The sequence below is a fragment of the Sphingomonas sp. JUb134 genome, from assembly GCF_004341505.2.
Lineage (GTDB): Bacteria > Pseudomonadota > Alphaproteobacteria > Sphingomonadales > Sphingomonadaceae > Sphingomonas.
This window is the reverse complement of sequence record NZ_SLYP02000001.1, coordinates 2,009,352-2,034,094: the sequence shown is the minus strand read 5'-3', so window position 1 is coordinate 2,034,094 and position 24,743 is coordinate 2,009,352. Positions and strand designations below refer to the sequence as shown.

Here is a 24,743-nt window from a genome sequence, read left to right as displayed (position 1 = left end):
GTGTTGGGCGCCCTTCCAGGCACCGTCAAGCGGGCTGGCCGCAGGCCGGCGCGCGCCACGGGTGACGTGGCGCGCGCCGGGGCGGGATTACCAGATGCGGACGCGCGCGTCCGGTGCCAGGTACAGCTTGCTGCCGGGTGCCGGCTTGAAGCCTTCATACCAGGGATCGAGGTTGCGCACGACCCAGGCGCGCTGCTGCGACGGCGAGTGCGGGTCGGTCAGCAGCCGCTGGCGAAGGTTCGCCTCACGGTAGCTGCGCCGCCACACCTGCGCCCAGCCAAGGTAGAAGCGCTGCTCGCCGGTGTAGCCGTCCACCACGCCGGCAGGCTTGCCGCCCAGCGCGTGCTGATAGGCGTCCCACGCGACGGTGAGGCCGGCGAGGTCGGCGATGTTCTCGCCCAGCGTCAGCGCGCCCTTCACGTGCAGGCCCGGCAGCGGCTCATAGGCGTCATACTGGCGGACGAGCGCTGCAGTGCGTTGTTCGAACCGCGTCACGTCCTCCGGCGTCCACCAGTCGGTGAGGCTGCCGTTCGCGTCATACTTGCGGCCCTGATCGTCGAAGTGATGGCTGATCTCGTGGCCGATGACGGCGCCGATGCCGCCATAGTTCACCGCCGGATCGGCATTGGGATCGAAGAACGGCGGCTGCAGGATCGCGGCCGGGAACACGATCTCGTTCATGACGGGGTTCGCATAGGCGTTCACCGTCATCGGGGTCATGTACCACTCCCACTTCTGGATCGGGCGACCCAGCTTGGAGAAGTTGTCGGCATGTGCCCAGTTGGCGGCGCGGATCGCATTGCCGAGCGCATCACCGGCGCGGATCTGGAGGTTGGAATAATCCTTCCACTTGTCCGGATAGCCGATCTTGGGCGTGAAGGCCGCGAGCTTGGCGCGCGCCTTCTGCTTCGTCTCGGGCGCCATCCATTCGAGCTGGTCGATCCGGCGGCCCATCGCCTCGGTGACGTTGCGCACCAGCGCATCGGCCGCGGCCTTGGTCTCGGGCGGGAAATACTTGGCGACGTAGACCTGGCTGACCTCGTCCCCAAGTGCGTCGCTGGTGAAGTCAACCGCGCGTTCCCAGCGCTGCTGCTGCTCCGGCGTGCCCGACAGCGTGGTGCCGTAGAAGGCGAAGCTCTCCTGGTCGAACGCCTTCGGCAGGACTCCGGCATATTGATCGAGCGAGCGCACCAGCATCTGGTCCTTGAGGACCGAGACCGGAGCTGCAGCAATCGCCTTGGCGATGCCTGCCACCGCGCTCGGCTGCGCCACGATCACCGTGTCAACAGTCGCCCCCATGCCCTTGAAATAGGTCGGAAAGTCGAATCCGGGCCCCTGCTTCTGAAGCTGCGCCAGCGTCAGCTTGTTGTAGGTCTTGTCGGCGTTGCGGCTTTCGACGCGGGTCCAGTGCGCCTTGGCGATGCTGGTCTCGTAAGCGAGAATCGCGGCGGCGCGCGCCTGCGCATTGGGCTCACCGGCCAGGGTGAACATCTTGGCGACGTGCGCGACATAGGCGTTGCGCGTCTCGACCATCTTGGCGTCGGTGGAGAGGTAATAGTCGCGGTCCGGCAGGCCCAGGCCCGACTGGCTGAGGTTCAGCGCATAGACGTCCGGGTGCTTGTCGTCCGGGCCGACATAGCCGCCGAACGGTCCCTCGATACCGTTGACCGAAGCCTCAGCCGCGAGCGCTGCATAGCCGGCCTTGCCGGACAGTGCCTTGATCTTGCCGAGCCAGGGCTGAATCGGGGCGAGACCCTTGGCGTCGATCGACGCCTGATCGAGGTAGGTCGCATAGGCGACGCCGATCTTGGAGTTCGCGTCGGTGCGCACGCCGTCCAGGATCTCGCGGGTGCGGCTGCGCGACAGGTCCTCCAACACCGTGAACATGCCGAAGTTCGACTTGTCGGCAGGGATCGGCGTGGTCTTTTCCCAGGTGCCGTTCGCGAAGCCGTAGAAGTCGTCCCCTGGTGCGATCGTGCGGTCCATGCCGGCTTCGTCGAAGCCGAAGGTGCCGATCTGCGGCTTGCCTGTGCTGGCGGCGCTGACCGGCCCGGTCGCAGCCTGGCCGACGACCTGCGTCTGCTCGGCGACGGCGGCGGGGTCGGCGGCACCGGTCGTGGCGCACGCGCCGAGCAACGCGGAGCCGGCAAGCAGAGAGGATAACAGAAGCGAACGCCGCATGATGTGTCCTTCACACTGGGTGGAATGCGGCTGTCTTAGTGGGCGGGGATCGCCCGTCAATTCAAAGACGTATCCTCGTGCCGTGCGGAGCGGCGATGGCGGCGGCGCCACTTTCGCCCGATCCACAAGCGCCACCCGAACGCGCTGCCGAAATAGCCGACCAGCGCACCCAGCAAGGAGAAGAACAGCAGGCCGACGAGCGTCGCTGGGCCCGCATCGACCAGCAACCAGTCGAGCCAGCCGACATTGACCTGCGCATGGGTGGCAAGCGGTTGCCCGGGCACCTTCGCATCGAACCGCAGCAGCCAGGCCCCGACCCAATAGGCCGCCACCCACAGCGGCGGCGTCGTGATCGGATTGGTGAAGAAGGTGGTGAGCGCCGCGGCCGGAATGTTCGCCCGCAGCGGCAGCGCCAACACGGCGGAGGCCGGGATCTGGCCCATCGGGATCAGAATGCCGGTCACCATCCCGAGCGCGACGCCGCGCGGCACCGAACGCCGGGTGAACCGCCACAGCTCCGGGGCAAGCACGCGATGGGCCACCGGGCGGAGCCAGCGGTTCTCGCCCATGCTCTCGCGCGTCGGCATGTTCGCCGCCGCCCACCGCAGGATGCGGACGCCGAGCTGCTTGTCGTGCAAGCGCGTCAGCCGCGATCGCGCAGCAGGCGCTGCTGCTCGCGCTTCCAGTCGCGTTCCTTGATGGTGTCGCGCTTGTCGTGCGCCTTCTTGCCCTTGGCGAGCGCCAGCTCCACCTTCGCGCGGCCGCGACTGTTGAAGTAGATCGACAGCGGGACCAGCGTCATGCCCTCGCGCGCGACGGCGCCGTGCATCTTGTTGATCTCACGCATGTTGAGCAGCAGCTTGCGGGGGCGCTTCGGCTCATGGTTGAAGCGGTTGCCGTGGCTGAACTCGGGGATGTTGGCGTTGATCAGCCAGACCTCCTCGTCCTTCACCTCGGCATAGCTTTCGGCGATCGAGCCCTCGCCGAAGCGCAGCGACTTCACCTCGGTGCCGGTGAGCGCGATGCCAGCCTCGTAGGTGGTCTCGATGAAATAGTCGAAGCGTGCGCGCCGGTTCTCGGCGACGGTCTTGCGCTTGTCGAAGGTGGCGGGTCTGGGTCGGGCCATGGGAGGCCGGACATAGGCGCTCGCATCGCGCGAGGGAAGGTACTCGACGGTGCGATGTGCACGCCGCTGGACGGCGCGGCCGCGCAACTGCAAGAACGGGGCATGACCGAACCGCTGCGCAGCCTCTACCCGCCGATCGAACCCTACGAGACGGGCATGCTCGACGCCGGCGACGGGCACAGCATCTATTACGAACGGTGCGGCACGCCGGGTGCGAAGCCCGCCGTGTTCCTGCACGGCGGGCCCGGCGGCGGCATTTCCGCCGATGTACGGCGCCTTTTCGATCCGGCGCGCTACGACGTGCTGCTGTTCGACCAGCGCGGCTGCGGACGCTCCACCCCCCACGCGTCGCTGGAGGCGAACACCACCTGGCATCTGGTCGCCGACATCGAACGGCTGCGCCGCCATTTCGGCGTGGAGCGCTGGCTGGTGTTCGGCGGCTCCTGGGGCTCTACCCTGTCGCTTGCCTATGCCGAGACACACCCGGAGCGGGTGAGCGAGCTGGTGCTGCGCGGCATCTTCACGCTGACCGAGCGCGAACTGCACTGGTACTACCAGTTCGGCGCGTCGGAGGTGTTCCCGGACTATTGGGAGGCGTTCCAGGCGCCGATCCCGGAAGCCGAGCGCGGGGACACGCGGGGCGCGTACCGCCGGCGGCTGGTGGGCGACGATGCGGAGGCGCAGATCGAGGCGGCCAAGGCGTGGAGCCTGTGGGAAGGGCGGACGATCACGCTGCTACCCGACCCGGACCTCAGCGCCGGGTTTGAAGACCCGCACTTCGCCCTCGCCTTTGCGCGGATCGAGAACCATTATTTCGTGCACCACGGATGGCTGGAGCCGAACCAGCTGATCCGGGACGCGCACCGGCTCCGCGGCATTCAGGGCACGATCGTGCACGGGCGCTACGACATCGTCTGCCCGCCGCGCACCGCCTGGGCGCTGCACCAGGCGTGGCCGGAGGCCTACTTCCGGCTGGTCGAGGGAGCGGGGCACGCGTGGAGCGAGCCGGGGATCCTGGACCAGCTCGTCCGCGCGACCGACCGGTACGCGGCGAAGTAAACGCTCTTCACTCTTCTTGGTACCCCGGCGAAGGCCGGGGCACAGGTGCGATGGTCTAGGTTGGGTCGCGCCCCCTTTCAGAAGCCTGCCCGACTGGGCCCCGGCCTTCGCCGGGGTACAGTATCGCTCGCGGCCGTTCAGCCGGACTTCTTCGGCGTAACCCAGACGGAGACGGGCACGACGACCTTGCCCGGCGCGGGCTTGCCCACCTCGACGCGGTCCGCAGTGACGAGCTCGCCCGTCTCCAGCGTGAAGGAAGCCCATGGCTTTGGCATGCGGCCGAAGCTCATCCGCTGGATCGGCTGGCCGGTGGTCGTGTTCATGATCGTTGCGATGATACCCATCGCCGGGCCGATAGCGGCGCCGTCCTGCCGCTGTCCAGCCGCCGTGCGATCAGTTGCCGTGCTTCCAGTAGCGGACATAGTCGACGGCCATGCGCTGCGGGAAGCTGCGGTCGTCGATGCCCTTCGCCCCGCCCCAGTCGCCGCCTACGGCAAGGTTCAGGATCAGCGGATAGGGCCTGGTGAACGGCCATGCCGCTGCCCCGCCCGACTGGTCGTTCGCAACCCGCATATAGGCGCGGCCGTCGACGCCGATGGTGATCGAGTCTGGCCTCCAGTCGAGCTGATAGTTGTGAAAGGCGGTGCAGGCCGTCGCGACCCGTTTCTGCGCGCCGCGCTGCGTGCCGAGCCGATGGTTGAAGGCGCCGCTGTGCAGGGTCGCATGGATGACGTTGGGGTCCCAGCCGACCATCTCCATGATGTCGATCTCGCCACCGGCGGGCCAGGAGGCATCCTCCGGAACCATCCAGATTGCGGGCCAGGCGCCGCGGCCGCAGGGGAGCTTGGCACGCACCTCGTAGAAGCCGTAGCCGAGCGTCTGGCGGGTCACCAGCTTGGCGGAGCTGTACGCCTGTCCTCCCCAATCGGGGAACGTCGCCTTTGAGAGCGGCTCCCGCCGCGCCTCGATCACGAGCACGCCGTCTTCGATGCGGGTGTTTTCCGGGCGGTCGGCCGCGTAATATTGCTTTTCGTTGTTGTACCAGCCGGCGGCGTTGCGGGAGGTGTCGAACCGCCAGATGCTTTGGTCCACCTTCTTGGCCGCGAATTCGTCTGCGAAACTGGCCGGGGCCGCGGGCGGTGCCATCGGGGCGTCCACGGCATAGTTGGTGGCGCCCAGCGTCGCCGCCTGCACCGCGAGCAGCATCCATTGCATCGGCATCTCCTCCGCTGTCCCGGTCTCCAGCCGCCGGGTTCGGAGATCCTAGGCGCTACCGGAGAGACTGGGAAGCGGATGCCGGCCGTTTACGCGCCCGCGCCGAGCCCGCGAAGTGCCCGCGCGCGCTGCACGTCGTGCTCGACCACCGCAGTGGTGAAACGCCGGAACAGGCGTTGTGCCTGCTGCCAGGAGCCGCCGGCGGGTGCGCTCCGTTCCCGGGTGCGCACGAGCCCGCTGCCCCAGTCGGAAGCGATGCGCTGCAGCTCCGCATCCTTCTCGTCGATTGCGTCGTCGATCACCAGCGAGGAGAAGGGCATCGCGATCCGGGGCGCGGCGAAGCGGCCACGCAGGTCCTCCCGCGCTTCGCCCGGCGCGAACAGCAGCGCGCCCGCCACTCGGGCGGCATAGTTGGTGGGCGACAGTTTCGCCCACCAGCCGACGGCGAAGCAGCTGAGGCCGCTGGCGATCAGCAGCACCGACCGGTCCGACTCGGTGACGGCGCGGTCCAGCTTGGCCGCCCAGCGTGCCCGGTCGGACCGTGTCGCGAAGCCCCCGCTCAGATGCCGCGCCCCTTCGGCCGGCCATCCCAGCTTCCGCTAGGCAGGCAGCGGGTCTTGCGGGTCCGAAAGCGTGATAACGGAGAGATCCTCTCGCCACATCGCCAGACTGGTCATAGGCAGCTCCCTTCCCTGTTTTATGCGGCGGTCGCGATCCCTCGCCGCCTTGATTATTTCCCTGACGCCGAGCTCACGCCCCGTGTGCCTCGAAGCCGCCGGAGCCCGCGCGGCGCCGTACCTCGCGTGCGACCAGGCTGCGTGCTTCCGTCGGGGCGGTGCCGTGCCCGCCCGCTTCGAAGCTTTCGAGGAGGACGCCGTCGAGCAGTTCCTGTCCGGCGCGCCAGTCGCCCAGGCCGCTGTCGGCGTTCAGGTGGCCGCGCTCTCCGGCATCGATGAACTCGCTGCCCCAGTCCGCGGCAAGGCCGCGCGCACGCTCCAGGGTGATCCATGGATCGTCCCGGGAAGCGACCACGATCGAGGGAAACGGCAGCCGCAGGCGCGGCGTCGTGGCAAAGCCCTTCACCTCGGCAGGCGCCTCCGGCCGATCGACGTCCGCAGGTGCCACCAGCAGCGCGCCGACGACGGGCCCGTCTGGCAACTGCGGCGAAAGCTCCGCCCACCAGGCGACCGCAATGCAGCCCAGGCTGTGCGCGGCCAGCACCACCGGCGCCTCCGCCCGGCGGATCGCCTGGTCCAGCTTGGTGACCCAGCTGTTGCGATGCGGGGTGTGCCACATGCCGAGATCGACGCGCACCGTATCGGGGCGGCGCCGCTCCCACAGCGTCTGCCAGTGGGAGGGACCCGATCCGTTCAGGCCCGGCACCGTCAAGATCGTCGGATGCAGTGCTTCGTTCGAAGAGGAACTCGCCATCGTGCTTCTCCTGGTTCCGAGAAGAACCCTTTGACTATCACGCCCGCCAGCGAGTTCGAAGATAATCCTACTATGTAGCTAGACAATCAAGCTGCGCCCGAACGGCCTTGCCGTGCGGCCAACGATGTGCCCGTCAGGCGGAAAGCGCCTGTCGCTGGAGGTCCGCAGCGCCGCCGGCATGGTAGCGTGCCAGGTCGAGCATGCCGGCGCGCTTGGCGACGATCGTCGGCACCAGCGCCTGCCCGGCGACATTCACCGCGGTGCGCCCCATGTCCAGGATCGGATCGATCGCGAGCAGCAGTCCCACGCCATCGAGCGGCAGCCCAAGGGTGGAGAGCGTGAGCGTCAGCATGACGGTCGCGCCCGTCATGCCGGCCGTGGCGGCAGAGCCGAGCACCGAGACGAAGACGATCAGGAGATAGTCCGCCAGGTGGAGCGGTACGCCGAAGAATTGCGCGACGAAAATTGCCGAGACGGCCGGGTAGATGGCCGCGCACCCGTCCATCTTGGTCGTCGCGGCAAGCGGGACGGCGAAGGACGTGTAGGCGCGCGGCACGCCGAGCGACCGCTCCGTCACTTCCTCGGTCAGGGGCAGCGTGCCCACCGATGAGCGCGAGACGAAGCCGAGCTGGATCGCCGGCCAGGCCGACGCGAAGAACCGCAGCGGGCTGAGCCCGTGCGCCGCCAGCAGCAGCGGGTAGACCACGAGCAGGACGAGCGCGAGGCCGAGGTAGATCGCACCGGCGAAGGACCCAAGGCTCGACAGCGTGCCCCAGCCGTAGCGGACCGCGGCATCGCCGATGAGCGCGGCGGTGCCGATCGGCGTCAGCGCGATCACCCAGCGCAGCAGCCGCCGAAAGATCTGGAGCGCCGATGCGTTGAACGCCAGGAACGGCTCGCCCGCCGCACCGATCCGGACTGCCGCCGCACCCACTGCGATCGCCGCGACGATGATCTGCAGGACGTTGAACGACAGGGTGGTCGAAAGCTTCGCGTCCGCCTGCGTGGTGGTGGCGCCGATGCCGAGGAAGTTCGCAGGGATCAGCCCCTTCAGGAAATCGACCCAGCTGCCGGTGGTCGCCGGCACCGCGGCCGCTGCCTGATCCACGCCCGCATGGAGACCCGGCTGGATCACGATGCCCAGCACGATCCCGATCGTCACCGCGATGCCCGCGGTGATCGCGAACCAGACCAGCGTCTCTACCACCAGCCGGGCGGCGTTGCGCAGCTCGCGAAGCGCGGCGATCGAGCCGACGATGGCGGTGAACACCAGCGGCGGCACCAGCGCCTTTAGGAGCTGGACGAAACTCTGCCCCACCGTGTGCAGCGTCTGCGCGAGCCAATTGGCGTCCCCGCCCGGAATCGAGCGTGCGAGCAAGCCGAGCAAAACGCCCGCCACCATGCCGAGGAGAACTTGAACGCCGAACGAAGGGAAGCGGTACGCGCTGCCGCTTGCAGAAACCTGGGTCATGAACCCGATCTGGGGTTCGCCAGGAGACATCCCAACGTAGCTTTTCTGCTGGACGGAAAAGCTGGCGCCCACTCGGGATTACGGCAGGGGCATCAGCATGCGCAGCGTACCGCCGTCGTTCCGGTCTAAGTCCTGAACGACGGCAGGTACTACGGCTCAGAGATAGGCGAGTGCCTGCAGGACGCTGGCGTAGTAATCGGCCTGCGGGGTCGGCGCTGGCAGCGGCTGGCCGAGCAGGCGGCGTACGCCCACCATCGCGCCGCTCGATAGGGCGAAGGGGGCGGTCTGCCCGGTGCGGACATCGATCCACGCGGGAATTGGCCCGGCGCCATAGCCGCGCCAGAAGCGCGCGGTCGCGTCCGCCTTGGCACCGCGACCCGCCATTGCGAGGTAGAGCGGCACGCGCACCGCGTCGAAGCCGAAGCGCGGATCACGCCCCGCAGCCGGCGACATGCTGCCGTCCGGCGTCACGTCCACCCAGTCGGTGGGCAGTGCATGCTGGCCGAAGCGCGCGCGGGCGATCAGCGCCTCCCCGCCCTTGATGACGGCATCCCACTTCTTGTCGCCGTCGGCCGCCCGGAACCGTTCGAGCGCGGGCCACACGTAATAGGAAGGATTGAGCGTCAACCGGCCCTGCTGCTCGAACCCGGTGCCGCCAGGAACCAAGAAGAGGTCGTTCCCGACCTGCCGCAGCATGGTGTCGTGCAGCGCGTTGCGGATGGCCGCGGCCCGCTCCGCCAAGAAACGCTCGCGCCAACGGTCTGCACCGATCATCAGCCCCCAGGCGATCAGCATGTCGCCGTCGGTGGCGTTGTTCGGATCGCCCACGGGCTGGGCGGCATTGGGGTCGTAGCGCCAGGAATAGAGCGGGTCGCTGCTGCGCGTCAGCGTCTTTTCCGTCCAGGCGAGGATACGGTCGAACGCGTCGCGGTCGCCTGCCGTGGCGGAAAGGACGAGCGCATAGCCCTGCCCTTCCGTGTGGCTGACGCCGTTGTTGCCGGTATCGATCACGCGGCCGTCCGGCTGCACGAAGCTGCCCTTGAAGCCGGTCCAGAGGGACGGGATCAGGGCAGGGTTGCCGCCTGTCACCGGCGAGACCTTACGCGGTGCCGCTGCGTTGCCGGCGGTGTCGTGGCCATTGTCCGCCGCGCGCCCGGAGCATGCGACAACGAAGCTGCTGCCGGCTCCGAGCAGCAGCGCGCGTCGATCAAGCACCATAGAAGAATTCCACGCTCCGTTCGCTGGAACCGAGGACGCGCGTGCGGATGCTCGCGCTGCCGCCGAGCTGGCCGAGCCAATGGTCGTAGATGCCGGCGAGCACGGCCACCGCGGTGTCGTGCCAGCGGCCGTCATCCATGCCGTGCGGCGCCGGCGGCAACTCCGAATGGAGGATCTGCAGCCCCCCTTCGGCAAAGCGCAGCACCACCCGGCCCCAACCGCTTTCGGCCCAGAAGGCGTTCATGGCAGCAAAGATCTCGTCGTTGGACTGCGCCTCGCCGAGCGGATAGGCACGCGCGATGCGGGCGCCGATGGCACGGAAGAACGCCTGCGCCTGCTCGGGCTCCGCTACCTCCCACGCCTCGTCCACCATGTGGCACGCGAGCATGACCGGCGGCTGAAGCCCGGTTTCTGACGGATCAAGCCGCCAAGGCATCAGCATCGGCTTGCTCACTTGTCGCCTCCCAACGTCTGTTTGATACCTACCGAGGTACGCACTTCGTTGTATTGGCCAAAAGTGTTAACATTGATGTCACCACCCACGCGGGTGCTGCCGGCGAGCCCGTAGTAGACCGACGCCCCTGCGGCGAGGCCGAAGCCGGTATCGCTGAGGCTGTCGTAGCTCGCGCGGACGTCGGTATTCTGGGCCTTCAGCTGGTCCAGGACCGTCTGCGCGCCCGGATCGGTCGGATACAGCGGCGCCGCGTCCTGTTCGTAGCTCTGATAGCCGGGCGCCGCGTTGGCGCTGATCTCGAAGCCGTTCGTGTTCATCGCGAAGCGCACCGGGAAGCTCACGCTGAAGAAGCTCTGCGGGCTGAAGTAGCCGCCGTGCCCATAGCTGAAGTAGTTCTGATTGTTCCCGAACGCCTGGTAATTGGCATTGATCCCGATCGTCAGCGACGAGCGCGAATTGCGATAGGCGCGGGTGTAGCCGCCCGCGTTGAACTGGATCGAGTGGTTGTCGCGAACCTCGGTGCCGTCATAATGATGCCAGGCCCCGTCGACGTAGGCGCCGGTGCCGTCGCGATCCCAGGACAGCGAAGCACCGCCCCCGGTGCGCATCACGGCGCCCCAGAAATCCCCCGTCACGGGATCGATCGTGCCGGCATAGGACACGATGCTGTCGGTCACCGGCCGCCGCTCGCCCCAGACGCGGCCGCTCGCCTCGGCGGAGAAGCGCGGCGTCAGCGCGACCCCACCCGCCACATGATGCTTGGCGAAGCCAAGGGGGGTGGTGCCCACGTCTGCCTGCACCAGATCGCCCTCATAGGTGGCGGCAACCGCGACGCCCGCGTCGTGCTGGGTCGCTGCCTGCGTGAGTTGCGACGGCTGCTGGGCGACGATGCCCTGCGCTTCGGCCGTGCCGTTGCGTCCGAAGCGGGCGAGCCCGGAGCCGGTGGGACGACCGGCGTCGAGGACGACCGCCTGCGCCTGTACGCCGACGCGCCCGCCGGCGAAGCCGGTCGACAGCTTGGCAGTGCCGCTCAGCTCCTTGAGCGAGCTGAGTCCGGTTTCACCCGAGCGGTCGCGGAAGCCGGTGGTAACGTCCGCGCGCGGTGCGCTGCTGGCGGCGAGCCGACGCATGTCGGCTTCGATCCCCTGGAGCACCGGATCACCGCCTTGCGCCGCCATCTGGGGTGCCGAGCCGGGGGAACCGGGAGCGCCGGGCATCCAGCCCTGTGGTGCCGCCGCAGCGCCGCCCGCCGGATACGGGGCGGCGTAGCCGTCCGACCGCGGCGAGGTGGCGAAGGGCGACACGGGCGCCCCGCCGACGGGCGCGAGCCCCATCGGCGCCGCAGACGCGGTCTGTACGCCGCCGGCGCCGAAGGCGAACGGATTGCTGCCGGAGGCGACGGGGGCAAAGGGATTGGTCGCAACCGCCGGCTGCGCCATCTGCGCGAACGGATTGCCGGCGAAAGGGTTGGCGCCGCCGGCGCCCGCCTGCCCCACATAGAGGGTGCGCGCCTGCTGGAGATACTTCCGCGCGGCGCCGTCGTCTCCGCGGGCCTGCTCGATTCGCGCTGCCGCCAGATAGGTGCGATAGTCGCTGGGCGCGACGCGGATCGCCTGCCGGGCCGCCTCGCGCGCGGCGCCGTGCTCGCCGGCCGACGACGCGGTCTCGGCAAAGCCGATCAGCGCGTCCCGGTTGTTCGGGTCCTTGGCCAGGATCATGCGATAGGTCTGCGCCGCCTGAGCGTTGAGCCCCCCGGTCTGGTAGAGCCGCCCCAGGGAGGCGAGCACGTCGGTGTCGCCGGGCGTCGCGGCCCATGCCTGCTGCAGGACGTCGAAGGCCGGGGCATATTGGCCCGCGAGACGCAGGCGGTCGGCGCGTGCGACGGCCACCGCGGAGCGCAGCGTCGCCACGGTTTGCATCCCCTGCGCCGTGCCGCCGGCGAGCTGGGTCGCACGCGAGAGCGCTTCCTCGGCCGCCATGTCCTGGCCGGTGGCGGCCAGGACCCGGACGATCGGATCATAGGCCTCGGCAGAGGCCACGGGCATGCCGGCGGCACGCTGCGCCAGTACGGAGGCGGTCTGGGTGTCGCCAAGCTCGAACAACGCGGTCGCGATGGTCGCGGTCTGTGCCGCCGGCAGGTTGGGCGTGTCGGCGATCTGGCGGAGCGACTGCAGCGCGGCCTGCTGCTGCCCCTGCGCACCCAACGCCCGGGCGCGCGTGACGGCGGCTTCGGCGCGCAGGCCGAGCACGAAGCCGTTCATCTCCTCGGTACGCGACCCTTCCGGGATGCGCGCCATCAGCGTTTCGGCCGCGCCAAGCTGGCCGGACTGCTGCGCGAATAGCGCCGCGGCATAGAGCGACTCCGGCGCGGCCGACTGCGCAAGCGGGCTGATGATCGTGGTCGCATCCATCGGCCGGCGCTGGTCGCGCAGGAACCGGGCATAGTCGTAGCGCAGCCAGGGGTCGTTCGGGTCGAGCGAGATGGCGCGGTCGTAGAGCTGCTGCGCCTGACCCGGACGGCCGGCGGCCACCTCCGCCTGTGCCTGCGCACGAATGGCGCTTACCCGCAATGCACCCACCTGGGCGCCCCCGCTCGCGCGGGCGGCCTGGGTGTAGAGATTGGCGGCGTCCGCATAGCGACCCTGCTGTTGGTAGATGCGGGCAAGCAGTTCCGTTGCGGTCTGCGCGGCGGGATTGTCGCTGCGCGACAGGCGCTCGGCCGTTGCCTGCGCCTCTGCGACGCGGCCCGCATCGAAGTCGGCCTGCGCCGCACGCAGATCCGCAAAGAAGCTCGCCGACTGGAGTGCCTCCGCCCAGCGGTTGCCGGTGCCGCGGCGCGAGGCGCGCTGTAGCAGGTCGCGCGCCTCCGCAAAGCGTTCGCGCCGGAGCTCGACCAGGCCGAGGCCACCCAGCGCGTCGCCATCGTTCGGCGAGCGCTTGAGCGCGCTGCGGAACAGCGTTTCCGCGCGCTCGAGGTTGCCGTCGTCGAGCGCGGTGAACCCGGCCGCGCGAGCATCGCCGCCGGGATCGCGGGAGGGCGCGGGCGCTGCCTGGCGGCGGGGCGCCGCAGGAGCCGCGGGAGCCGGAGCGGCAGGTGCGGGCCGCGCCGCGGGCTGCTGGGGCTTGGGCTGCGGACGGGCGGCAGCCGGCTTGGCCGGCGCCGGTGCGGGCGCAGGCGTCGACGCCGGACCCGCCATGCCGCGCTTTGCCGTGGCATTGTTGGGGTCGATCGCGAGGACGCGACGGTACGCCTGGACGGCCAAGTCGCGGCGGCCGCGGCCTTCCCAGTATTTCGCCTGGCGCAGCAGTGCCGGCACGGCATCCGCCTGCGCCTGTGCCGCCACGGGAGGAGCCATCGTGACGATGACGGCGCCGCTCAGCAGCCACTGCAAGGATCGGGTTCGCATTACTTTTCCACCGCTTGGAGCCGCTTGCGCTCCTGTCGCTTGAGCAGGAAATAGGCAGGCCAGGACAACAGGATCGCCGCCAGGATGCCGGAAAGCGCCAGTAGCCAGGGACGCTGGCTGGTCCAATAGGCTGCCTTCATCCAGAGCGGCAGCGCACCGACCCAGTAGCGATCGCCGACCGCGAAGCTGGCCATGTCGTCGCCCGTGAAGATCGAGAGATCGCCCTGGACCGCCGCATTGATCTTCACGTCGGCCAGGCCCGCGACCATCTGGGGCAGGTTCAGCGGATCGGTCGCCAGCAGCGCCACCACGGTGCGGTCGCTGTCGAACGGCGACTGGAAGCTCACGATGCCGCTGAAGTTGTCGCTGCTGTAGAGCGCCTCTCCCACCGTTTCCTCCGCATCGCGGCTGTCGGGGGAGACGAACTGGACCGCGCGCATGATCGGGTTCCGCTTGCGCACCTGCAGGCGGCCGTTCTCATAGTGGACGGGCGCGTCCGCGAAGAGCGAGCCGGCTGCGAGCTTCATGTCGCCGACGATGAGCACGTTCTTGCCCGTCGCGCGATCGGCCGAACCGTCGGTCACCACCGTCACCTGGGTCGCGGCGGCGCCGGTGGAATCGCCCAGGCGACCCATCACCGCCAGCAGCGCTTCCACCGTCGCAGGTGCCGGGTTGGGACCCACCATGACCACCGTCTCGCCCAGGTCCGGTCGGATGGTGAACGGATAGCCCGCGCCCGCGAAGGTCGCGAGGTCCGGCATGCGGATGGCGTGATAGGCGTGGCCAAGGTCGATCGTGCTGTCCGGCAGGATGCTGACCCGCACATTGTCCGGAAGCGTGCCTTCGCACCGCTTCTTGTCGGCAACGATCAGGTTATAGTCCAGGATCAGCTGGTTCTGGCCGAACAGGTTGTAGTCGGGCAGCACGATGTCTGCGGTGGACGTGTAGGACTCCGCCGCATCGTCACCCATCAACCGCCGCCACCAGGACGCGCCACGCAACGGCTCCGTGCCGAGATATTGGTTGTTGATCGAGATATCGAGCCGCGAGGCACGCCGGTCGAGCCAGGGCGCCCCCGGGTAGCGGTAGTGCAGGCGCAGGTCGCCACCCTGACGCGGCCAGAAGAAGAGATCGGGCGCGACGCGGAACGACGTCGTGAGCGGTCCGGGCGGCAGCCCCTGCCCCTGCAGCGCATAGGCCTGGGTGAACTCGCCGAGTTCCACCGGACGATCCGTGCGCAGCCAGCGCGGCGCGCTGTAGCGCGGCATCGACGGGATACGGACGCCCGCGAAGGACGCGCTCGTTCCACCCGCGAGCCCGCGGCTGAGCGCCAGCGCCGCCGCCGCCTGCTTCAGCTCGCGGTCGTCGCGGCCCATCACCAGCAGCAGCGTGCCGGAGGGATCGGCCGGATTGCGGACGACGGAGGCGGACGGCCCCTGGATGTTGCCGCCGAAGTTGCCCATCCGGCGCGCGTTGGTCAGGAACAGCACCGCGTTGCCGCGCGGCAGCTGGTTGTAGCGCGGCGGGAAGGAGAAGCCGCGGTAGCTCGCCAGGCTGCCGAACCAGGAGGCGAGCGCGGACGCGGCCTCCAGTTCACCGGCCGTCGGCGTGCTCAGGAACACGAACGGCAGGTTGAGCGCGCGCGGATCGGCGCGATCGACGAACGGCGCCGGCCAGCGGGAGAGATTGGGGTTGAGCGGCAGCGGCTGGACGGAAAGGTCCAGATAGGTGCGCGTGTTGCTGATGTTCGCCCAAAGCGAGCTGTGGAACGGGTCCTCGCAATCGCGGGCGTAGTGACCCAGGAACCGCAGGTTCAGGCGATTGTCCCCCGGCAGGAACAGCGCCGGATCGACCGGGAAGGTCAGCTGGGTGCCGCCTGCCGTCTCCCGCACCAGCGGAATGGTGCGAACCGTCTCGCCATTGACCAGCACCACCATCTGGCTGAGGTCGCCGAGCAGCGCGGGCGAATAGGCGAAGGTCAGCGTCATCGTCGCAGAAGTGACGACCGCATCGGAGCGCACGCCGAACGGGATGCCGATCTCACCATGGGTGCTGCCCAGACGGATCGGCTGGCGCTGCTGCAGGTCGCGCAGCGTCAGGCGGATCTGGCGACCGGTCCCATCGGCAGCCGGAGCGACCGCGGCGCCAGCGGTCTCCGGCGCCACCTGTGCGTGGGCAACGTCGGGACGCAGCATCGCCGCGCCGAAGACGGTGAGTGCCAGGGCCGCAGCGGCCTTGATCGGCGCGGGGGTGCCGGCCGCGACGTTCTTGGGCTCCCGGCGGAAGATGTTGCCGAGCGTGCCGATGCCGATCGCCATGATGTGCGCGAGCGAACGGAAGCCCGAAACGGTCGGGTGCGGCCCCGCGGGCTGCCAGGCGTCGGCGCGGCCCATCACCGACCGAACCAGCAGGCGGACCCGGTCGGGCGACAACTCGGGGAAACGGAGAAAGGCGTTCGATCCACGGCTTCGCATCGTCTCCACCGGCAGTGTCAGCATGTCGTCTCCCATCGGCAGGGCAACGTCGGTCACGGTACGTCCCGTCAGCGTCACGCCTTCGGGCAGCGTGAGCGACAGGCCGCCCAGCGACACGTCCTTGGTAGTCCCGTCGAGCACATAGCCATCGTCGAGGTACACGGTCACCGGCAGCTTCACCGGCAAGCGGATATGCTGGCGCGTCTGGCGCCGCTCGCGTGCCACCGACACGGCCGCCAGCAGGATGATCACGCTGAACATCGCCCAGGCCGTGTTGAGGAACAGCGTGTCGAGCTGCACATCGAACTCGCCGGGGAACAGAAGCCGCCGCGCAAAGCCGAAGGCGATGCCGAACAGCAGCAGGCCAATCGTGATCAGGTGCGGCTTGACCGTCGCGAAGTCGAAATAGGTCCGGTCGAGCAGACTGCCCTTGTCCGTCACGTTGAACTTGCCCTCGTGCGGGCGGAACAGCGTGTAGACCGTCGGCTTGACGAGGTGGAAGGCGAGCAGCGTCTCGTAGATCTCGCCCCAGAACGGACGGCGCTCGCCGCCCTGGATGCGTTCGCTCGACTGCATCGCCAGGAACAGGTGCGGTGCTGCATAGGCGAAGATCAGCCCGGCCGAGGCGTGGATGATGTTCGCGCCGGCAAGCAGATAGGCGAGCGGAGACGTCAGGAACACGATCCGCGGCAACGGAAACTGGAAGTGCAGCATCGCGTTGACGTAGCAAAGCCGCTGCTGCCAGTTCAGGCCGCGCCCGAGCAGCGGATTGTCGATGCGCATGATCTGCGTCATGCCGCGCGCCCAGCGGATGCGCTGGCCGATGTGCAGCACCAGGCGCTCGGTCGCCAGGCCGGCCGACAGGCGCGCGGCGATGTAGGCGGTGTTCCAGCCCATGCGCTGCAGCTTGAGCGCGGTATGCGCATCCTCGGTCACCGTCTCGCCGGCGAAGCCGTTGGTCTGCATCAGCGCCTCGCGGCGGATGATCGCGCACGAGCCGCAAAAGAAGGTCGCGTTCCAAAGATCGTTGCCGCGCTGGACAGCGCCGTAGAAGAGGTCGCCCTCCCCCGGCATGTCGCCTGCCCCCGCCAGGTTCCGCTGCACGGGATCGGGCGAATAGAAGTGGTGCGGCGTCTGCAGCAACGCCAGCTTCGGATCCTTCTGGAACCAGCCGACCGTCAGCTGGAGAAAGGCGCGGGTCGGCACATGGTCGCAGTCGAAGATCGCGATCAGCTCGCCCTCCGTCTTGCGGAGCGCGGCGTTCATGTTGCCCGCCTTGGCGTGGAGATTGTCCGTGCGGGTCAGATAGCCGCAGCCGACCTGGCGGGCCATCGCCCGGAACTCCGGGCGACGCCCGTCATCCAGGATGAACACGCGAAAGCGTTCCCGCGGATAGTCCATGTCCATCGCCGCGTACGCGGTGTTGCGGACGATCTCGAGGCTCTCGTTGTAGGTCGGGATGTAGAGATCGACCATCGGCCAGGTGTCGGGCGTCCCCTCGATCTCGATCACCGGGCGGTCAAGCGGCCAGCTGGTCTGCAGGAAGCCGAGCACCAGGATCACCCAGGCATAGAGCTCGGCCAGGTAGAGGCCGGTGCCCAGCAGCATTTCGGGGATGGAGTCGAACTCCAGCGTCGTCGTCGTCCGCCAGATCAGGTAGCGCGTCGACATCAGCAACGAGAGCGCGGCGATCGCAAGGGTGCCACGACGGGACTTGTTCCGCCCGATCAGCAGCGCGCCGATGATGGTGGTGCCCGCGAAGATCCATTGGGTGCGGAAATCGAGCGGAATCAGAAGCACCGCGACGACCGCCATCAGGACGGGTATCGCGATCAGCACGCGCGCCACGCGCGACATCGGCGAGGCGGGCTCCGTCATCGCCGCCCCTTGGCTCATGCGGCGGCGTCCTGCAAGCGTCCGGCCGGCGTGAGGCCGCAGCGTGCGATCACCGTCTCCGTCAGCCGTTCGACATCCGTCAGGGCCGCGCTGGCCGGGGCGAAGGTGGCGAGCGGCTTCATGGCGGCCAGCGCCTCCATCACCGCCTCATCGCGGCGCACCGTGCCGAGCAGCTGGTCCCCCAGCAGCGTGCGCACCAGCTTGTGGATGTCGTTCGACAGGCGGCGGCGGTCGTCCATCTGGTTGAGGACGAAGGCCGTGCGCGTGAGCGACAGAACCGAGGTCAGGGCATCGACCTTCGTCAGCGAAGCGAGCGCCAGCGGTGAAGGCGCCAGCGTGCAGATCTCCAGCGCGGCATGCGGCAGCAGACGGTCGCGCAGCTGCGCGCCCGTCGTACCGAGGTCCACGAGGCAGACCTTCCCCTTCGCGCAGCGGGCGAGCAGCTGGTCCGCCACTTGCTCCACGTTCTGCTCGGGATAGGCCTGGAACAGCTCAACGCCGGCAATCGCGTCGGGCGTCGCCTCGGCATCCAGCATCTCCAGCGTCTGGGCGGGCGACAGGCCGAAATAAAGCTTGAGCGCCTCCTGGGTGGTGCAGTCCACCGCAGAAACGTCATGCCCCCGCCCCGCAAGCGCGATCGCCAGCCGGGCGGTCAGGAAGGTGGTGCCCACGCCGCCCTTGGGCGAGCGCATCAGGATCATGGTCATGCGCGGCCTTTCCCGAGATCATGGAGGAAGTTGCGGAGATCCGGCTCACGGGCCGGCTCGGGAACCATGGGGGCAGGTGCGGCGGCGCGCCCATACCGGCCGAACAGGCCGGCGGTCGGGCGGGCTTCCGCCTCTGCGGAGGGAGACCGGGGCGCGGCAGGTGCCGCCTCCTGAGCGGGCGGCAGCGTGCCATCCGCAGCAGCAGAGCCCGACGCCGCCACGGATTGCTCGCGGTTTCCCACGATCCGCGGATCGCGAAGCAGCGTCTGAAACAGCGGCCACAGCTCGATCTCCTCGGCGACCGCCGTGAAGTCCTGATATTCGAGATAATGCCGATCGAGACGATCGAGCAGCGTTTTCGCGTCCTGCCGCATGGCTGTCCCCTTGTTCAGCTCGACACCTACGGCAAGATAGTTAACGAAGCATATTGCATAGCGGCGGCGCCCCCGTTTCGCCACTGGCAGATCGATTTCTTCACCGTAGAGGCTCCGTGTGGACTTGGGCCAGAAGGAACCCGGGTGCTGTCGACCCATTTTAGAACGGTGTTCTCAGTTTTTAACTATTCCGGTTTAACGACGCAGCCACCTGGTGAGGTGTGCGTGTGAGACGAGCGAAGATTAGTGCAGACGAAGGCGCCCGGCTGGCTGCGGTTGCAGAATATGGCCTGAGCGATCCAAAGGCGGATCCGCGCCTTCAGGAGATCGCAGGCGCAGCAGCGCGCCGCTTCGAGGCTCCCGTCGCACTTGTCACGCTGGTGCGGGAAGCGGACCAGTTGTTCGTGGCCCGCCTGGGCCTGGAGCAGGGCGGCACTCCGCGCGACGTTTCCTTCTGCTCGCACGCACTGGAAAGCGACGACCTGCTGGTGGTGCTCGATGCAAAGCTCGACCCGCGCTTCACCGACAACCCGCTCGTGGTCGGCCCACCCTATGTCCGCTTCTATGCAGGCGCCCCCCTTCGCGCCCCGTCGGGCCACATCGTCGGCACCTTGTGCGTGATCGACCAGCGTCCGCGCGGCGGCTTTTCGGCACGGGATCGCCAGGCGCTGCGGGCGTTGGGACTTCGAGCCGCCGAGAGGATGGAGGAACTGCGGCTGGCGCATGCGCGCGCCGCTGGTCCGGCCCGTTTTCGTCCTGCCGCCGCCGCTTCTTCGGAGGCCGTCGCCTGTACCGATGCACGCGGCCGGGTAACCTTCTGGAACGAGGCGGCAGCGCGCTTGTTCGGTGTCGCCGCGTCCGAAGCGACAGGATCCCAGCTGGTCGATTTCCTCCCCTCCCTCCGCGACGGGGCGGGATTGGCATCGCTGCTCGACACGCCCACGGACCTGGATGCCCGGCGGTCTAACGGGGCGTTGTTCCCGGTCGAGGTGCTGGTGCACGCAAGCTCCTCCAGCGGAAGCGCCGCCGGATACGACGTCGTGGTGCGGGACATCGGGTCGCGCCGGCGCAGCGACGACCTCGCCGTGCATGCTTCGAACCAGGACCCCATTACGGGCCTGCCGACCCGAACCGTGCTGGTGGAGCGGATCACCGAATTCCTCGAGCGAGGCGAGCAGATCCATCTGCTACGCGTCGGCGTGGCAGGGCTCCGTCAGCTGGAGCCCACGGCATCGCCGGGAAGCCGCGACATCGCCCTGCAGAAGGTTGCGCGCCGCCTCCTCGACAGCGTGTCACCAGGGGACACGGTCACGCGGCTGGACGAAGAGGAGTTTGCGGTCCTGCGCCCGATGCAGCCGGGCGAGCCGCGTTCCGCCGCGCTGGTCGTCGCGGACCGCATCCTGGGATCGTTGATCGCGCCGTTCGAGATCGGCAAGCAGGGCCTCCGCCTCCGCGCCCAGGTGGGTATCGCCTGCTATCCCAAGCATGCCGACAACGCCGAATGTCTGATGGCAGCCGCCGGCGCCGCGCTCCAGGACGCCCGCCGGGACGGAAAACGGACGCGGCGCGTCTATGGAGAGGCCCTCAAGCACGAGCCCCTGGACGAAGGCGATGCCGGAGAGGCACTGGCCCAGGCACTGGCCCGGGGGGAGTTCGAGCTGTTCTACCAGCCCCAGGTGGATCTCGCGGACGGAAGCCTCATCGGTGCCGAGGCCCTGATCCGCTGGAACCACCCGGAGCGCGGATTGCTGGTGCCGGGCGAGTTCCTGGACCAGATCGAGCACGGGCCGCTGGCGGCGGATGTCGGCACCTGGGTGCTGGAGACCGCCTGCTCCCAGGCCGTCGGGTGGCGGCGGCGCGAGCCGCGGTTTCGGATGAGCGTCAACCTGTTCGAGGCTCAATTCCGCGGTCGCGATCTGGCAGGCGAGGTCCGCGCGATCCTCAACCGGACCGGACTGGCCCCGACCGCGCTGGAACTGGAGGTGACCGAAAAGGTCATGCTTCGCCACGACGCAGCCACGCTCGAGGCGCTGATGGCGTTGCACGCGCAGGGGGTCCGCGTCGCGTTCGATGATTTCGGCACCGGCTATGCGGCACTGAGCATGCTCAAGGCCTGCCCATTGAACCGGCTGAAGGTGGATCGCAGCTTCGTGAAGGACATCACGGCGGACGGGCCGGACGCCCTGATCGTGGCAGCCATCGCGACGCTTGGCGCCGGGCTCGGCCTCGACGTGCTGGCCGAGGGCATCGAGAACGAGGCGCAATGGGAGCTGGTGCGTACCAGCGGTTGCCGGAGTGGCCAGGGCTATCTGTTCGGCCGTCCGATGCCAGCGCCCCGGTTTGAGGAATGGATGCGGCAGCGACACCCGCTGCAACCGAGCGGAGTGCGCGCGTGAAGATCCTCGCCTCCCTCAGCGCCCGCATCTATGCGGTAATGGCCCTTTGCGCCATCGCCACCCTGTCGCTCGGCGGGCTTCTCCTTCACAGCAGCTACCAATCCCGCGCCGCCTTCGACTGGGTCGGGCACTCGCAACGGGTCATCATCAGCCTGAATTCGCTGCAAGCCAACCTCGGCCAGGCCGAATCCGGACTTCGCGGCTATCTGTTGGCCGATGATGCTTCGTACCTCGCGAACTTCGATGAGAACATCGCCCGTGCAGCCACGCTTCGCGAGAGCGTGATCGAGCTCGTTCAAGACAATCCACAGCAGTTGCAGCGGGCCGAGGCGTTGCGAAGCCTCGCGACCGACAAGGCCCTGGTCATGACGCGGGCGGTGCAGCGCGGCCGGCGGGTTGGGGCGACGCAGGCGGCGAACCCCGTCTCGCGCGAGCGCGGCCGATCGCTGATGCAGCAGATCAACGCCATCACCATGGCCATGCGGGACGACGAGCGGCGCCTTCTCCTCCAGCGGACGGAAGCGGCGAACCAGAGCTACGAACTCGTCCGCGTGCTCCTGTTCGTCGGCTGCCCCCTGCTCGCGCTGTTGATCCTGCTGCTGGGCTGGCAGATCCGCACGGGGATGACCCGGCCGCTCGAGAACCTGCTCGATGCGGTCAACCGCTTCGGTGGCGGGGACCGGGATGCCCGCGCGAAAGTGGCAGGCGGTGTCGAATTCCGCGAACTCGCCCGCGCCCACAATGTCATGGCGGAGCAACTGGCGAGCGCCATCGAGCAATCCAACATGGCGGAGGCACAGCTCGCCCGTGCCAATGCCGAGCTGGTCCAGCGAAGCCGGGCCCTGGAGACGCGACAGAAGTCGATCGAGCTCCTGAGCGGGATGGCCCGGAGGCTGCAGGCGATCCGCGACGAGGGCGAGCTCACGACCGTGCTCGACTGTTTCCTGCCGCAGGTCCTGCCGGACCTGGCCGGCGCGCTCTACGTCCTCAACCATTCGCACAACCTGCTCATCCGCATCTCGACCTGGGGTGAGCCCTACGCGAACCCGGAGACCTTCCTGCCGGACCAATGCTGGGCGCTGCGGCGCGGCCAGTCGCACGAGGTTGCGCGGCCGGGAGCCGACATCGTCTGTGTGCACGCCAGCGGAAGCGTTCCCGTCGAACGGATGTGCGAACCGGTCATTGCGGGCGGCGAGGTCCTGGGCCTGATCTACGTGGAGGGGCTGTCGAGTCCGGAGGACCGCTTCCGCCTCGAACTGCTGATGGAGAATGTGGCGCTCGCGCTGGTGAACGAGAACCTGCGTGCGCGCCTTCGCGAACAATCTATCCGCGACCCCCTCACCCGCCTGTTCAACCGGCGGTACCTGGAAGAGGCGATGCAGATCGAGGCGGCGCGCGCCCAGCGGACCGGCGCGCCGCTGGCGGTCGTCATGGCGGACGTCGATCACTTCAAGCGCTTCAACGACACCCACGGCCACGAGGCAGGCGATGCGCTGCTCCGCGAGGTTGCCGGTCAGATCCAGGCGCATTTCCGGCATGGCGACATCGTGTGCCGCTATGGCGGCGAGGAGTTCACCGTCATCGCCCCGGGTGCCTCGCTGGAGTTGATCTGCCGGCGCGTGGACGAGCTTCGACGCGCCGTGCGCGAGATGACGATCGAATTCCGCGGGCAACGGCTCGGGCCGGTGACCATGTCGTTCGGCATCGACGTCTGGAACGCTGCCGACGAGCGATCGACGGACACACTGATCGGAGAGGCGGACCGGGCCCTGTTCCGCGCCAAGCGGCTGGGCCGCGACCGCATCGAAGTGGTGCCGCCGCGGGTGGACGAGGCGGCGGAATAGGCTGCCCGCTCAGGCTTCGGTTCTTTGCGCCCGCATGCCCGCACTCTCCCGAAGCACGTCGATCTGGAGCGATAGCCAGGCGCGCACCGCTCCCGCGGCGTCACGGATGGGTACGATCGTCCATCCGAGCACATACTCCTGGCGGCGTTTGTCATAGTTCATGATTTCGCCTTCGGCCTGGCCCCGGCTCTCAAGCTCGCGCCGGAGCCGCGCCAGTTCCTCCCGATCCGTGTCATAGCCCTGCAGCAAGCGGGGCGTGTTCCCCAGCAGCTCCTCGCGCGAATAGCCGCACAGCCGCTCCAGCGCGGCATTGACGTAGACGATGCGGGGGCCGGGCACTGCAAGCGCCGCCTCGGTGATCAGGATTGCGTCTTCGCAGTCGTCGAGCGTGTCGAAGGGCTCACCTGCTTCGATGCGCCCCGCATAGGCCGTCGCGCGCTGCATTCTGAGCATCACCACAGCCCCCCAAGGGAAGACGTCCTCATGACCGTCTTTCCCGCTGGTGACAGTAGCTTACGGGCGGCGCATCCGGAAGCGGGGTCGTGCCGCCCCCTGACGTTATTGAATGAGCCCGGCGTGCGCCAATGCCGCGTCGACCGCCTTGCGGCTCGCTTCGGACGGTGGCGTCATCGGCAGGCGCATCTCGGCAGAGAAACCGGGGCGCAGGCGATTGAGCGCGTACTTGACCGGGCCCGGGGACGCGTCGCTGAACAGCGCCGCGTGCAGCGGATAGAGCTGGTCCTGGAGCGTGAGCGCACGGCCATAATCCCCTGCCAGGCACGCGTCCTGGAACTCCGCACACAACGCCGGCGCCACGTTCGCGGTGACCGAGATGCAGCCGCGTCCGCCCATCGCCATGAACGCCAGCGCCATGTCGTCATTGCCCGACAGCTGGCAGAAGTCGGCGCCGCAGGCGGCACGCTGCGCCGAGACGCGCTGGATGGCGCCGGTGGCATCCTTGAGCCCGACGACGACATCCGGGAAGGCCGTCACGATTCGCGCCATCGTCTCGACGGCAATGTCGGTCACGGTGCGGCCCGGCACATTGTAGAGGACGATCGGCAGCCCGCCGTCGCGCGCCAGCACCTCGAAATGGCGGAACACGCCCTCCTGGTTGGGGCGATTGTAATAGGGAGGCACGAGCAGCGCCGCAGCCGCGCCCGCACCCTTCGCCGCCCGCACATGCTCCAGCGCCACCGACGTGTCGTTCGATCCGCAACCGGCGATCACCGGCACGCGGCACGCGGCCTGATCGATGCAGACGCGCACCACGTGATTGTGCTCCGCGATCGTCATCGTCGCCGCCTCCCCCGTCGTGCCGCAGGGCACCAGGGCGGTGGAGCCGCTCTCGATCTGCCAGTCGATGTGCGCGCGGAAGGCGGCCTCGTCGAACGCGCCGTCCGTGAACGGGGTGACCAGGGCCGGGATCGAGCCGGAGAACATGGGCAGGGACGCTCCAAGCAACAAAAGGGAAGAATTGGCTGGCGACA

19 protein-coding genes are annotated in these 24,743 nt (G+C 68.6%); 3 read left to right on the top strand and 16 right to left on the bottom strand.

All coding sequences use genetic code 11. The annotated features are described in order from the left end of the window. Positions 1–87 precede the first annotated feature (87 nt). Genes EDF69_RS09530 through smpB form a run of 3 tightly spaced genes read right to left on the bottom strand, consistent with a single transcriptional unit; the run spans position 88 to position 3,307 of the window. Positions 88–2,181 carry a M13 family metallopeptidase gene (locus EDF69_RS09530; protein ID WP_132884227.1) on the bottom strand — a complete coding sequence of 698 codons (2,094 nt, stop codon included), beginning with the start codon at positions 2,179–2,181 and terminating at the stop codon, positions 88–90. Positions 2,182–2,237: 56 nt separating this feature from the next. After that, on the bottom strand, positions 2,238–2,819 hold the full coding sequence (locus tag EDF69_RS09525; protein WP_425336620.1) for a DUF2062 domain-containing protein: 582 nt from the start codon (positions 2,817–2,819) through the stop codon (positions 2,238–2,240). Positions 2,820–2,824: 5 nt separating this feature from the next. Next, complete coding sequence (gene smpB / locus EDF69_RS09520; RefSeq protein ID WP_132884226.1) at positions 2,825–3,307, bottom strand: SsrA-binding protein SmpB; 483 nt, start codon at positions 3,305–3,307, stop codon at positions 2,825–2,827. Positions 3,308–3,409: 102 nt separating this feature from the next. Here smpB and pip point away from each other — a divergent pair, with 102 nt between their 5' ends. Continuing rightward, positions 3,410–4,366, top strand: coding sequence for a prolyl aminopeptidase (gene pip, locus EDF69_RS09515; protein WP_132884225.1), 957 nt, complete (start codon positions 3,410–3,412; stop codon positions 4,364–4,366). Between the two features lie 137 nt (positions 4,367–4,503). On the opposite strand, the gene EDF69_RS09510 is transcribed toward pip, so the two are convergent. The 11 genes from EDF69_RS09510 to EDF69_RS09460 form a co-directional block, all read right to left on the bottom strand. Next, on the bottom strand, positions 4,504–4,710 hold the full coding sequence (locus EDF69_RS09510; RefSeq protein WP_125962088.1) for a hypothetical protein: 207 nt from the start codon (positions 4,708–4,710) through the stop codon (positions 4,504–4,506). A gap of 49 nt (positions 4,711–4,759) precedes the next feature. After that, positions 4,760–5,581, bottom strand: a complete 822-nt coding sequence (locus tag EDF69_RS09505) for a glycoside hydrolase family 16 protein (RefSeq protein ID WP_239555406.1) — start codon at positions 5,579–5,581, stop codon at positions 4,760–4,762. Between the two features lie 89 nt (positions 5,582–5,670). Further along, complete coding sequence (locus EDF69_RS09500; protein WP_274611249.1) at positions 5,671–6,144, bottom strand: alpha/beta hydrolase; 474 nt, start codon at positions 6,142–6,144, stop codon at positions 5,671–5,673. A 187-nt stretch (positions 6,145–6,331) separates the two neighbouring features. Next, positions 6,332–7,012, bottom strand: a complete 681-nt coding sequence (locus tag EDF69_RS09495; protein ID WP_132884222.1) for an RBBP9/YdeN family alpha/beta hydrolase — start codon at positions 7,010–7,012, stop codon at positions 6,332–6,334. A gap of 133 nt (positions 7,013–7,145) precedes the next feature. Continuing rightward, positions 7,146–8,483, bottom strand: a complete 1,338-nt coding sequence (locus EDF69_RS09490) for a dicarboxylate/amino acid:cation symporter (RefSeq protein WP_132884221.1) — start codon at positions 8,481–8,483, stop codon at positions 7,146–7,148. 156 nt (positions 8,484–8,639) lie between these two features. Beyond that, on the bottom strand, positions 8,640–9,701 hold the full coding sequence (locus EDF69_RS09485; protein WP_132884220.1) for a glycosyl hydrolase family 8: 1,062 nt from the start codon (positions 9,699–9,701) through the stop codon (positions 8,640–8,642). Beyond that, positions 9,691–10,155, bottom strand: a complete 465-nt coding sequence (gene bcsD / locus EDF69_RS09480; protein ID WP_125962094.1) for a cellulose biosynthesis protein BcsD — start codon at positions 10,153–10,155, stop codon at positions 9,691–9,693. Before bcsD ends, EDF69_RS09485 begins: the two co-directional genes overlap by 11 nt. Next, the gene (locus EDF69_RS09475; RefSeq protein WP_132884249.1) at positions 10,152–13,511 is read right to left on the bottom strand and encodes a cellulose biosynthesis protein BcsC; all 3,360 of its coding nucleotides are present in this window, start codon (positions 13,509–13,511) and stop codon (positions 10,152–10,154) included. The genes bcsD and EDF69_RS09475 overlap by 4 nt, the downstream gene beginning before the upstream one ends. A 50-nt stretch (positions 13,512–13,561) precedes the next feature. Beyond that, entirely contained in the window at positions 13,562–17,914 is a 4,353-nt protein-coding gene (gene bcsA / locus EDF69_RS09470) for a UDP-forming cellulose synthase catalytic subunit (RefSeq protein ID WP_132884219.1), read from the bottom strand. Between the two features lie 14 nt (positions 17,915–17,928). Continuing rightward, complete coding sequence (locus EDF69_RS09465) at positions 17,929–18,639, bottom strand: cellulose synthase operon protein YhjQ/BcsQ (RefSeq protein WP_132884218.1); 711 nt, start codon at positions 18,637–18,639, stop codon at positions 17,929–17,931. Continuing rightward, the gene (locus tag EDF69_RS09460; RefSeq protein ID WP_132884217.1) at positions 18,636–19,013 is read right to left on the bottom strand and encodes a hypothetical protein; all 378 of its coding nucleotides are present in this window, start codon (positions 19,011–19,013) and stop codon (positions 18,636–18,638) included. Before EDF69_RS09460 ends, EDF69_RS09465 begins: the two co-directional genes overlap by 4 nt. Before the next feature lie 227 nt (positions 19,014–19,240). On the opposite strand from EDF69_RS09460, the gene EDF69_RS09455 reads away from it, so the two are divergent. Next, positions 19,241–21,409 carry an EAL domain-containing protein gene (locus tag EDF69_RS09455; RefSeq protein ID WP_165890072.1) on the top strand — a complete coding sequence of 723 codons (2,169 nt, stop codon included), beginning with the start codon at positions 19,241–19,243 and terminating at the stop codon, positions 21,407–21,409. Beyond that, positions 21,406–23,253, top strand: a complete 1,848-nt coding sequence (locus tag EDF69_RS09450; RefSeq protein WP_165890071.1) for a diguanylate cyclase — start codon at positions 21,406–21,408, stop codon at positions 23,251–23,253. Before EDF69_RS09455 ends, EDF69_RS09450 begins: the two co-directional genes overlap by 4 nt. Before the next feature lie 9 nt (positions 23,254–23,262). Here the strand turns inward: EDF69_RS09450 and EDF69_RS09445 are convergent, their stop codons facing one another. Both EDF69_RS09445 and dapA read right to left on the bottom strand, forming a co-directional pair. Continuing rightward, positions 23,263–23,697, bottom strand: coding sequence for a PAS domain-containing protein (locus EDF69_RS09445; protein ID WP_204991355.1), 435 nt, complete (start codon positions 23,695–23,697; stop codon positions 23,263–23,265). A gap of 114 nt (positions 23,698–23,811) precedes the next feature. Then, on the bottom strand, positions 23,812–24,696 hold the full coding sequence (dapA, locus tag EDF69_RS09440; RefSeq protein ID WP_132884213.1) for a 4-hydroxy-tetrahydrodipicolinate synthase: 885 nt from the start codon (positions 24,694–24,696) through the stop codon (positions 23,812–23,814). Positions 24,697–24,743 lie beyond the last annotated feature (47 nt).